General features: G+C 61.2%; 10 protein-coding genes. 4 read left to right on the top strand and 6 right to left on the bottom strand.

Going from position 1 to position 11,077, the window contains the following annotated elements; all coding sequences use genetic code 11:
* Positions 1-72: 72 nt before the first annotated feature.
* Positions 73-1,557 (bottom strand): FAD/NAD(P)-binding protein, encoded by a 1,485-nt coding sequence (locus tag PH551_RS13820; RefSeq protein ID WP_285193429.1) that lies wholly within the window; start codon positions 1,555-1,557, stop codon positions 73-75.
* 47 nt (positions 1,558-1,604) lie between these two features.
* Positions 1,605-2,039: an OsmC family protein gene (locus tag PH551_RS13815; RefSeq protein WP_285193428.1), complete on the bottom strand. Its 435-nt coding sequence runs from the start codon at positions 2,037-2,039 to the stop codon at positions 1,605-1,607.
* A gap of 144 nt (positions 2,040-2,183) precedes the next feature.
* On the opposite strand from PH551_RS13815, the gene PH551_RS13810 reads away from it, so the two are divergent.
* From PH551_RS13810 to ligD, 4 genes are all read left to right on the top strand, one after another.
* Positions 2,184-2,447 (top strand): hypothetical protein, encoded by a 264-nt coding sequence (locus PH551_RS13810; protein ID WP_285193427.1) that lies wholly within the window; start codon positions 2,184-2,186, stop codon positions 2,445-2,447.
* Positions 2,448-2,517: 70 nt separating this feature from the next.
* Positions 2,518-2,748, top strand: a complete 231-nt coding sequence (locus tag PH551_RS13805; protein WP_285193426.1) for a DUF2188 domain-containing protein — start codon at positions 2,518-2,520, stop codon at positions 2,746-2,748.
* An 18-nt stretch (positions 2,749-2,766) separates the two neighbouring features.
* Positions 2,767-3,615, top strand: a complete 849-nt coding sequence (gene ku / locus PH551_RS13800) for a non-homologous end joining protein Ku (RefSeq protein WP_285193425.1) — start codon at positions 2,767-2,769, stop codon at positions 3,613-3,615.
* 1 nt (position 3,616) lies between these two features.
* The gene (gene ligD, locus PH551_RS13795; RefSeq protein ID WP_285193424.1) at positions 3,617-6,127 is read left to right on the top strand and encodes a DNA ligase D; all 2,511 of its coding nucleotides are present in this window, start codon (positions 3,617-3,619) and stop codon (positions 6,125-6,127) included.
* A gap of 17 nt (positions 6,128-6,144) precedes the next feature.
* On the opposite strand, the gene ku (PH551_RS13790) is transcribed toward ligD, so the two are convergent.
* From ku (PH551_RS13790) to PH551_RS13775, 4 genes are all read right to left on the bottom strand, one after another.
* Entirely contained in the window at positions 6,145-6,948 is an 804-nt protein-coding gene (ku, locus tag PH551_RS13790) for a non-homologous end joining protein Ku (RefSeq protein WP_285193423.1), read from the bottom strand.
* Between the two features lie 94 nt (positions 6,949-7,042).
* Positions 7,043-8,188: a right-handed parallel beta-helix repeat-containing protein gene (locus tag PH551_RS13785; RefSeq protein WP_285193422.1), complete on the bottom strand. Its 1,146-nt coding sequence runs from the start codon at positions 8,186-8,188 to the stop codon at positions 7,043-7,045.
* A gap of 214 nt (positions 8,189-8,402) precedes the next feature.
* Positions 8,403-9,425 (bottom strand): ABC transporter permease, encoded by a 1,023-nt coding sequence (locus PH551_RS13780; protein WP_285193421.1) that lies wholly within the window; start codon positions 9,423-9,425, stop codon positions 8,403-8,405.
* On the bottom strand, positions 9,409-10,944 hold the full coding sequence (locus PH551_RS13775; RefSeq protein ID WP_285193491.1) for a sugar ABC transporter ATP-binding protein: 1,536 nt from the start codon (positions 10,942-10,944) through the stop codon (positions 9,409-9,411). The genes PH551_RS13780 and PH551_RS13775 overlap by 17 nt, the downstream gene beginning before the upstream one ends.
* Between the last annotated feature and the right edge of the window lie 133 nt (positions 10,945-11,077).

The following is an 11,077-nucleotide window of genomic DNA, read 5'->3' as shown; positions in this document are numbered from 1 at the left end:
GCCATTGACTGCCAAGTGCGTAGCAGAAGTCGACCGCCGGCGACAGTCGAAGAACGACATCAGAACGGAAAATCAGGCCGGGCGGGTGTTCGTCGCGGCCTGCCGCAGCTTTGCGGCGATTTCCCCTGCAACAAAGAAGGCATGCTCGGTCACCTGCGGCAGACCCATCAGTTCGCCGAAAGTGCCGCGGGCCAGCGGGCCGGAGATCAATAACGAAGACTCCGCCTTGCCCGAGGGGCCGATCGCCTCCGACTGCTCGGTGCAGGCAAGGCCGAGGCCTGTGGGATCAAGTGACAGGTGGCCGTTTGCGGCAAGCGCCGCGAGCCAAGGCTGGGTTTCGAGAATGCCGCCATGCGCCGGGCCGGTGGTGACGACGACGGCGTCATAGCTCCGCTCCAACGGCTGACGTTGATAACGCGGCTGCAGGGTGCAAAGAACAAGCTCACCTTCAATGCGCGCATCGGCGACCGACCCGGCAACGATCTCCAGACGGCCGGCGGCAATCGCCGCGTCGAGCACGGCTTCCACCTGCGGCGCGATGCGGAACCGATGCACATCCCAATAGGGGCGCAGATGTCGGACAATACGGCGCCGTTCGGCAATCGGCAGCGCCTGCCAGAGATCGTGTCCCTGCGCCCGCACCTGATCGATCACACCATGCCAGCATATGCCCTGCGCTTCCGCAGTTCTTATGGCGGCGCGGATTCTTCTCAACAGTGAAACGGCGGAATGTGCCGCATCGGAGATGAACTCGCCGAAGAGCGGCTGCGGTACCGGCGCATGCCCGCGCGAACGCAGGCCGCGGCGCGAGATCGCCGTCACAGCCCCATCATGACCGCACTCGGCAAGCGAGGCGATGACATCGGCGGCGGTCAAGCCGTTGCCGATGACCAGCACCCGGTCATGCCGGCCGATCACGCCGAGCGCGCCCGGCTTGGTGGTGTCGGCGACGAAGCGGGGATGGGCCGCCAAGCTGGCGGCAAGCCGGCCGGGCGCTGCAGGCGGCGGATGGCTGGTGGCGATCGCAACGATATCGGCCAGCATCATGCCGCCGCTGTCGTCGCGGATCGACCAGCGGCCGCCCCGGCGCTCGAGACCGGTCACGCGGGCGCGGTTGTGGAGCACGACGCCTTCTTCCAGCAATGGCTTCAGAAGGGAGGCGACATATTCGCCGAAGAGCCGGCGCCGGGGGAAGAGCATGCCGTCCGGTTGCCTCGCCCCGGGATCGTCCGCGACGGCGTCGCGGGCTTCGATCCAGGCCTGGAACTCGCCCAGATCATCGGGCTGCAGGCTCATCTTGGCGGCAGGAACATTGATACGGTGCGCCGGATCATCCGTATCATAGGCAAGGCCGCGGCCGAGCTCCGCCCGCGGCTCGAAGACCATGATTACAGGACGCTCGCCATCTTTTGCTCGGGCGAGATGATAGGCGACGCCCGCGCCGGAGACACCACCGCCGATGATGGCGACGACGGGCTGGTCAGACATCGACAGAGGCTTGGGCTGCATGATCGCCGGCACAGTTGCTTCGATGCCCCGAGCATAGAAGCCGGACATAACTCGCGCAATCCTCCGGCCGCAATTGTCTATAATGTTTGTGAAGATCAGTCTTGTTTCGATATGACGGTCGAGAATTCGGGAGTGCCGCGGATGGTGTTGCTGACTGTGCAGATCTCGTCTTCGGCGGCGTCGACGATCTTGCGGCGGGTCTCTTCATCGACATCGCCCTTGATCGAGAAGACGATGTTGAATTTCGCAACACGTGAGAGCCCTTCCGCCGCCTTCTCACCGGTGACATCGGCCGTGATCTCGCTGATCCTGTCGAGAACCCCCATCTGACTGGCTGCAATGCGCGCGCTGAGCACGAGACAAGCCGAGAGCGAGGCATAGAGCAGATCGAGCGGGCTGAAGCCCGGCTGAGAGGGGGCGGTGACGATATCGATCTCACCCTTGGTGGTGGACCTGACATGCGGAAAGCCGGTGCGGCCGAGGGTGGCGATGGCGCCGGTCGGACGGGGGCGTGCCTTGAGATCGGCCATGAAGAAATCCTCTGAGAATAGCCTCGCAGAGATAGCGAGTTGCGCCGCGGCCCGCAACGGCGCCGCAACGCCTGGTAACGGAACCTTTCCATCCGTCATCGGTTGATTACACCTGAACGAGATCAGTGACAAAGGTGCACAGCGATGCCGCATGCCCGCAACATGCATCGTCAGGACCGGATGGACGCCCGCGACCGGCTGATCGTCGCGCTCTATGCACAGCTGAAGGCCGAGCGGGAAACGCGCGAGACGCTGGAATGGGCGATCCGCAATGGCGCCATCTCGCAGGAGGTGCTGGAGGCGATCGCGTCCGATCCGGTCCCCGTCGTCACCAGTGAGGACATCGCCTCCCTGGAGAAAATCATCGCGCTTGACGAAAGGCGCAAACCAAATCGGAACCAGGGGTAATGCCGAAAACTGTGCGCGGTTTTCGGCCGACATCATAACTCCCCATCGAACTGCAAAGAGGAGATCCGAAATGGCCGATATCACCTATCAGGTTGTGCCGCATGACAATGGCTGGGCTTACAAGCTCGGCGACACGCTGTCGGAAACGTATGCGACCGCCGAGGAAGCGATTGTCCACGCCAAGGATGCTGCGTCACGTCAGAAAATCGGCGACGGCGACGCGTTGCTCGCCTATCCTGCACCCGACGGCGGCTGGGCGTTCCAGGAGCTCGAAACCGACAAGAGCAACGGTCGTCTGTGATTTTCAGCGGAGGATGGCATGACCGCGCGGGCAAGCTGGAAAGGTCATCTGAAGGTGGGCGACCTTGCTTGCGCTGTAGGGCTCTATACCGCCATCTCCTCCTCCGACCGCGTTTCCTTCAACATCATCAACCGCAGGACCGGCCACCGGGTGGAACGGCAATTCGTCGACAGCGAGTCCGGCAAACCGGTCGAGCGGGACGATCAGGTGAAGGGCTACCAGATGGAGAGTGGCGATATCGTCATAGAAGGCGACGAGATCGCGGAGATCATGCCGGAAAGTCACAAGGTGCTCAACGTCAAAGCTTTCATCGGCTATGACGACATCGACAAGCTCTATTTCGATCGTCCCTATTACCTCGCGCCCGTCGGCGAACATGATGAAGAAGCGCTGTCGCTGATCGTCCGCAGTATGCGCGACAGCAAGGTCGCGGCGCTCGCCGAAGCCGTGCTTTTCCGGCGGAATCGAACGTTGCTGATCCGGCCTCATGATGGCCACATCATCGCGACCATGCTGAACTTCGACTATGAGGTGCGCTCGGCCGACGCCGTCTTCAAAGACATTCCCGACATCAAGTTCGACAAGGAAATGCTCGAACTCGCCGGTCACATCATCGAAACCAAGCGCGGCAGCTTCGATCCGAGCGCCTTTGAGGACCGCTACGAAGCGGCACTCGTCGAACTGGTGAAGGCGAAGATCGAGGGCCGGGCGCCACCCAAGAAGAAACCGGCGCCCGAAGGCAAGGTCGTCGACCTGATGGAGGCGCTGCGCCAAAGCGCCAAGCTGAGCGGCAAGGCTGCGCAGAAGGCTCCGGCAAAAAAGAAGGCTCCGGGGCGCGGCGACAGCCAAAGGAAGAAGGCAGGCTGAGATGGCCCTCGAGACCTATGAGGCGAAGCGCAATTTCGAACTCACTCCGGAGCCGCGCGGCCTCAAAGGCCGCGCGAGCGGCAACAGTTTCGTCATTCAGAAGCATGACGCAACGCGGCTGCACTACGACTTCAGGCTGGAGATGGATGGAGTGCTGAAGAGCTGGGCTGTCACCAAAGGCCCGAGTCTCAACCCGGAGGACAAGCGTCTTGCCGTACACGTTGAAGACCACCCGCTGTCCTACCGCGATTTCGAAGGCATCATTCCAAAGGGACAATATGGCGGCGGCACTGTCATCGTCTGGGATCGCGGCACGTGGACGCCGCTCGGCGATGCGCAGAAGGACTATCGCGAGGGCCATATGGAATTCGAGCTCGACGGCGAGAAGCTGAAGGGTCGCTGGCACCTCGTGCGCATGCATGGGCGCCCCGGGGAAAAGCGGGAGAACTGGCTGTTGATCAAGGGAGATGACGCCGAGGCGCGCCACGACGGCGATATTCTCGAGGAGCGGCCGGAATCGGCAAAGACCGGCCGCCAACTCGAAGAGGTGGCGGAAAATCCGGACGCGACTTGGAAGTCCAAGTCGAAAGACGGCAGGCCGGCCGCCGCCAAGAAAGCGGCGTCGAACGACAAATCCCCAGCACCGCGAGAACGCGAGTGGCCGAAGGGTGCGCGCAAGGGCGCAATGCCCGATTTCATCGAGCCGGCGCTTGCCAAATTGAAACCGAAGCCCCCGGCTGGCGATCGCTGGATCCACGAGATAAAGTTCGACGGCTACCGTCTGCAGGTCAGGGTCGAGAACGGCGAGGTCAAGATGTTGACCCGCAGCGGCCTCGACTGGACGGACAAATTCGGCAAGCAGGTAGTCGCGGCCTTTGCCGCCCTGCCCGTGAAATCGGCGGTGATCGACGGCGAAATCGTTGTTGAGCGCGATAGCGGCGCCTCGGACTTCTCGGCACTGCAGCACGATCTGAGCGAGGGCCGCGATGATCGCTTCGTCTTCTATGCCTTCGATCTTCTTCACCTCGACGGATACAATCTGCTGAATGCAGCGCTCACCGATCGCAAGCAGCTGCTCGAAAGCGTGCTGCCCGGTGATAATGATAAGCTGCGCTACAGCGGGCATTTCAACGAAAGCGGCGGCCTGGTGCTCGACCATGCCTGCCGGCTCAGCCTCGAAGGGGTGATTTCCAAGCTGCGCGGCAGCAAATATACCTCGGGACGCAAAGGCGATTGGATCAAATCGAAATGTTCGCACCGGCAGGAGTTCGTCATCGGCGGCTACGTGCCGTCGACCTCGATGAAGAATGCGATCGGCTCGCTGGCGATGGGCTATTACCAGGACGGCGAACTCAAACATGTCGGGCGCGTCGGCACCGGATATACGGCGGCAACTGCGCAGATGCTCTATCAGAAACTGTCGCGTCTGACGCAGAACGAGAATTCGTTCGACGACAAGCTGACATCAGAGGAGCGGCGCGGGCTGATCTATGTGAAACCGCAGCTGGTCGGCGAGGTCGAGTTCCGCGCCTGGTCGGCCGATGGCAATCTGCGCCATGCGGCTTTCCGCGGCTTGCGGGAAGACAAGCCTGCGAAGGACGTGACGCGTGAGACGGAAAAGACCATGGCCCCTGCCCTGCCGAAATCGGCTGTGACACTCACCCATCCCGACCGCATCTACTGGCCGGACGAGGGCGTTACCAAGGAAGGGCTGGCGAATTATTACGCCCAGGTCTGGCGCTTCATGGCGCCTTATGTCGTCAACCGGCCGCTGGCGCTCCTGCGCCTGCCGGACGGGATCAACGGCCGACAGCGGTTTTTCCAGAAGCACGCCTGGAAGGGCATGAACCCGCATATCCAGGAGATTACCGACCCTAAGGACAAGCAGGGGGAGAAGCTGCTCAGAATTACCGATTTCGACGGCATCGTGGCGCTGGTGCAATCGGCCACGCTTGAAATCCACCCCTGGGGCACAACGACCGGCAATTGGGAAAAGCCCGATATGATCACCATGGACCTCGATCCCGATGACGAGGTGGCGTGGGCAGATGTGATCGCCGCTGCTTACCAATTGAAGGAGCGGCTGGAGGCCGAAGGCCTCGCCGCCTTCGTCAAGACCTCGGGCGGCAAGGGGCTGCATGTGGTGACCCCGCTCACGCCGAAGGCCGGCTGGGCCGAGGTGAAGGGGTTCGCCAAGTGGCTTGCCGACAGCATGTCCGCCGACGATCCCGACCGCTATCTGGCGACGGCGACGAAGGCCAAGCGAAAGGGGAAGATCTTCATCGACTATCTCCGCAACGGTCGCGGCAATACGGCGGTCGCGCCGTATTCGACACGGGCACGGCCGGGCGCCGCAGTCTCGATGCCGCTGGAATGGAGCGAACTCACGGCCGACGTCGGGCCGGCCTATTTCACGGTTGATAATACGCCAACCCGGCTCGACGCGTTGCCGCAAGATCCCTGGGACGGATTTTTCGCCGCGGCGAAACCGTTGGAAAAGAAGAAGCGTTAAACGGAGCCCTCCCAGCTCTAACGCGACTTCCGGCCGCCTTCCGCCGTCAGGCTCTTCTTCAGCGCATCCATGATGTTGATGACGTTGCCGGTCGACTTTACCGGTGCGGTTTTCTTGGCGGGCGCCGCCTTCTTCAGGCTCTTCTGTTTGCCGCGGATCATCAATTTCAGCTGCTTCTGGATCGGGTCCTGCACCATGGTCGGGCTCCAATCCTGCGTCTCTTCCTTCACCAGCCGCTCCATCAGCGTCAGCAGCTTGCTGTCGATGTCCGCCTTGTCGTCGATTTCGGTCGAGGGTTTGCGCACCTCATCGCCGTAACGCAGGGTCCAGAGCACGATGCCCTTGTCTTGCGGCTCCAGGAGGACGGCACGCTCGCGGCGATAGAGAACCAGGCGGGCAATGCCGACGACGTCGTTTGCCTTCATCGCTTCGCGGATGACGCAGAAGGCTTCCACGCCGACCTTGTCCTCCGGCGCCAGAAAATGCGGCTTGTCGTACCAGATCCAATCGATCGAGCCGCGCGGGACGAAACTCTCGATATCGATGGTCCGAGTGCTTTCGAGCCCGACTTCCTCGATCTCCTCGTCCTCAAGAATGATATAGTCGTCCTCGCCGCGCGGGTAACCCTTCACCTGGTCCCGGTCAGCCACCGGTTTATGGGTAACGCTGTCGACATAACGGCTTTCGACACGGTTTTTCGTCTCGCGATTGAGGACGTGAAAACGCACCTTGTTGCCTTCGGTCGTCGCCGGCGTCAGCGAGACGGAGGCGGTGACGAGCGAGAGCTTGAGATATCCTTTCCAGAACGTCTGACGTGCCATAACTGTCCTGCCCTCCCGGACCGACGGAACATTGGCAATCAACGGCAAAAACCGGTCTTCGGTTCCAGGCCCGGCATGGCAGACAGCACTTGGCTTAGATCGAGAGATACCGCTTCTGCCACGGCAGCTTCTTTTCCTCCCATGCACGCGGCGTGAACTCGTCATAGGCGGTTTCGGCGATTGCGAGCATCCAATTGCGGCCCTTACGGGCCAACAGCACGCAAGACAATTCCATGCCGGGCTCGACGGTAATCGACGGCCGGTTGGCGCCAGGAATATCAACTCCCTTGTCGCGCCACTGGATAGCGATCTCATCGGGTTCGGATGTCCATTCCCCCGAAGCGACGGAGGCCCTGCCGTCGGAATTGAAGCGGAGGGGCGGCGCCACAAGGTTCAAGAAGCTGCCGTCATTGCGGTAATTGCCGTCGATCTCGCCGGCGGTGGCTTTGCCCTTTCCCGAGAGAATCATGTCCTGCCCGCATCGCATGAATATGTTGCGCCGGAGGCTCCCCGACCACGAACGGTTGGCGAAGAAGGCAATGTCGCATCCGCTGATGACGTTGTCGTGGATGTCGATATCCTTGCGAAAGGCCAGCTCCTGGTCGGAAAAGCCGCTCAGGCTGATCCCGCGATTGTTGTTCTCGATCCAGTTGTCATAGACGTGATGGCCGGCATGATCAGCCTTGTCGCCGATGCCGTAGCCGAAGGAATAGTCGTTCATTCTGCCGTCGCGCATGATGTTGCTGCGCACCACGGCATCGTCGCCGATCGATGAAAAGGAGAAGTTCTTGCCGCCGATGAAATTGTACTCGACGAGATATTTCCGGGTTTTGTCGCAGACCAGGGCCCCTTTGTTCGAGGTGCTCGTCGGCGACTGCAGGAACAGGTTGCCGCGGATCACGACGTCCGAACTGATATTGTCGTCGCTGTTCTGATAGGCGAACTGGCAGCAGTCCGCGCCCTCGCCCGGAGCCGCCCCCATACGGTTGTTTTCCAGAAGAACGTTCTTCGTCTTCGTCAGATAAATGCCATCGCCCTTGACATTCTCCGTTTCGCAGCGCCTGACGACGAGGTTGTTGCCATTGTGAAACTTGAAGCCACGAGGCGAGTTCTTGACGATGACGTCTTCGACCACCGTATCGGAAAACACCTGATAGGCGAGGCCGATATCCTCTGCACCGTCGATGACCTCAGCCCGCGTGGACGTGCCGTGAACTTTTTTTCGCAGGACTGCGGGCATCGGATCTCCATCGACGCGCTTACCGCAGCGCCGCGCATCTGTCAGATGCGCCAAGGGTGCGGCTAGGCTTTGAGCGGCTGCAGCATTATCCTTAAATCAATTCCGATCCAGGACCTATGCCCTCGCGTCGAATTAATGCAGGGCTTGTGGCAGGAGTTTGACGGCCTGCCTTGACTTCGCATCCGCCATGAGATCTCAGAAGCCTTGCGATCGGTCACCGCGTTTCGAGTATCCGCATCAACCGGCCGCGATAACTGTCGAGGATGACGGCAAGCACAATGACGGCGCCGATGACGATCGGCTTGATGTTGTCGTCGGCGCCCAGCAACTGCAGTCCCGTCGACAGCACCTGCAGAATGCAGGCACCGACCAGAGTTCCAACGATCGAGCCCTTGCCGCCCGAGAGGCTGGTGCCGCCGATGATGACCGCAGCGATCGCGTTCAATTCATAGCCGATGCCTGCAACCGGACTGCCGACATTGAGGCGGAGCAGATAGACCATGGCGGCGATGCCGGCGGTCAGGCCCGAGATGGTGAACACCGCGATCTTATAGCGTTTCGGCTCGTGCCCCGACAGCCGCACAGCTTCTTCGTTGGTGCCGATTGCGAAGACGAAACGCCCGAACACGGTGTAACGCAGCACGAACCAGCCGACGAGGACGACGACGATCGCAATCAGAAAGATCGACGGGAAGATGCCCCAGAAGATCAGGTTTCCGAAATCGACGAAGGGCTGCGGCAGGCCGGTAATGGTGGAGTTGTCGCTGACGACGCGTGCCAGGCCGCTGGCGACATTCAGCATGCCGAGCGTGACGATGAAGGACGGCAGCTTCCACTTTTCGCAGACCCAGCCGTTGATGGCGCCAAGGAGCGCGCCGGTGCCCATCGAGGCGAGCGAAGCGAGCACGATCGCCTGCCAGGGGGAGAACCTGGGGTCGATCATGATCGTGGCGCTGATGACCGTGCAAAGGGCCAGCAACGAGCCCACCGAAAGGTCGATGCCGCCGACCAGGATGACAAAGGTCATGCCCGAGGCAAGCACGGTGTTGATGGCAATCTGAACGAAGATTTTCAGGAAATTCTCCGGCGTCGCGAAATAGGGCGCCGTCGCCGAGAAGAAGATGACGATCAGGACGAGGGCGATGGCAACGCCTGCCTCTTTCATCGAGATCCGGATCAGCTTGTCCCAGAAGCCTGTCTCTTTCGCTTCGATCTTGGTTTCAATGTTGCCGGACACGACTGTACTCCTTGTAAGCAAGTGAGAGGATCCTGCTCTCTTCGAATTGATCCCGCGCGATTTCGCCGGCGATCTTGCCGTCCGACAGGACGATGATGCGATGGCAGATGCCGATGAGCTCCGGCAGATCCGAGGATACGACCAGAACACCCTTTCCTTCAGCGGCAAACTTCCAGAGAAGCTCGTAGATTTCAGCCTTGGCGCCGACATCGATGCCGCGGGTCGGCTCATCGAAAATCAGCACCTTGGGACCGCGGAACAGCCATTTGGCGATGACCACCTTCTGCTGGTTGCCGCCCGAAAACGTTCTGACCAGCTGATGGACGGATGGCGTTTTGATGCGTAGCTCCCGCACAAGACGCTGCGCGTTTTCGTTCTCCATCCTGCGGCTGATCAGCCCCTTGCGGGAGATCTTGCCCAGGTCGGTGACCGTGGTGTTTTCCGCGCAGCTCATGTCGAGCATCAGGCCCTGCAGCTTGCGGTCTTCCGTCGCCAGGCACAGGCCGGCGGCAACCGCATCTTTCGGCGCATTGATCGCAACCGGCTCTCCGTCGATGCGGATTTCGCCGCCGGCTTTGACGTCAGCGCCGAAGATGGCGCGGACCGCCTCCGTCCGGCCGCTGCCGACAAGGCCGGCAATGCCGACGATTTCGCCCTTGGCCACCGAAAACGACAATTCCGGGCTGTTTCTTGTCACTTTCAGACCGGAGACACCGAGCGCCTCGCCAAACACCGCGCTGTCACTGCGAAAGACGCCATGATCCGAGAGCGTTCGCCCGACCATCAGCTCAACGATGTCGGGGATGGCCAATCCGGACAGGGGACGCGTGATCACATGCTGGCCATCACGCAGCACCGTGACGTCATCTCCGACTTCGAAAATCTCCTCGAGCCTGTGCGATATATAGAGGGTCGTCACACCGCGCGCCTTCAGCCGCTTCAGAATTTCGAATAGCCGATCGACTTCCTTGGACGTCAAGGTTGCCGTCGGCTCGTCGAGAACGAGCAGCTTGCTTTCATAGCAGAGCGCCTTGGCGATCTCGAGCAGTTGCAACTGCGCGACGCTGAGGCGACTGGCGAGCGTCGTCGGCGCCACATCGAGACCGACTTCCGCCAGCAGTTCGCTCGCCCGACGGTTCATTTGCTTGTAATCCACCAGCCCGTATCGACGCGGAAGATGCTCGAAGAGCAAATTTTCAGCGACGCTGAGATTGGAAAGGGGGTGGAGTTCCTGGTGGATGACGCGGATGCCGGCCTTGAAGGCCTCCAGCGGCGAGGCAGGATGATAGGGCTTGCCGTCGAACGAAATGTGGCCATCGTCCGGCCTGAACACACCGCCCAGCAGGTTGATCAGGGTCGACTTGCCTGCGCCATTCTCGCCGAGCAGGGCGTGGCCCTTGCCGCGGCCAATCCGCATGGAAACATTCCTGAGCGCGACGACGCCCGGGAAGCGCTTGCCGATCCCCTCCAGCTTCAGGATGTGGTCATCTGCTGCGTCCGACACGTCCACCTCGTGCATGATCCGTTTGAGTTCCTTGGCCATCACCCACACATGCGCACTCCGGAAGCCCGCAACGAGCCCCGTCGGAGTGATCACCATGCAGTCGAGTGGCAGCGGTCAGCGCCGGCGGCAGCCGGCGCTTCCTTTCGTC

It is taken from the genome of Rhizobium atlanticum, from assembly GCF_030182485.1.
GTDB lineage: Bacteria > Pseudomonadota > Alphaproteobacteria > Rhizobiales > Rhizobiaceae > Rhizobium.
The sequence above is the reverse complement of the archived record's forward strand: the minus strand, read 5'-3'. Positions and strand labels throughout refer to the sequence as shown.

Coding starts and splice junctions, on each gene's coding strand:
- PH551_RS13820 (WP_285193429.1), bottom strand. CDS start 1,557: ATGTCCGGCTTCTATGCTCGGGGCATCGAAGCAACTGTGCCGGCGATC.
- PH551_RS13815 (WP_285193428.1), bottom strand. CDS start 2,039: ATGGCCGATCTCAAGGCACGCCCCCGTCCGACCGGCGCCATCGCCACC.
- PH551_RS13810 (WP_285193427.1), top strand. CDS start 2,184: ATGCCGCATGCCCGCAACATGCATCGTCAGGACCGGATGGACGCCCGC.
- PH551_RS13805 (WP_285193426.1), top strand. CDS start 2,518: ATGGCCGATATCACCTATCAGGTTGTGCCGCATGACAATGGCTGGGCT.
- ku (WP_285193425.1), top strand. CDS start 2,767: ATGACCGCGCGGGCAAGCTGGAAAGGTCATCTGAAGGTGGGCGACCTT.
- ligD (WP_285193424.1), top strand. CDS start 3,617: ATGGCCCTCGAGACCTATGAGGCGAAGCGCAATTTCGAACTCACTCCG.
- ku (WP_285193423.1), bottom strand. CDS start 6,948: ATGGCACGTCAGACGTTCTGGAAAGGATATCTCAAGCTCTCGCTCGTC.
- PH551_RS13785 (WP_285193422.1), bottom strand. CDS start 8,188: ATGCCCGCAGTCCTGCGAAAAAAAGTTCACGGCACGTCCACGCGGGCT.
- PH551_RS13775 (WP_285193491.1), bottom strand. CDS start 10,944: ATGCACGAGGTGGACGTGTCGGACGCAGCAGATGACCACATCCTGAAG.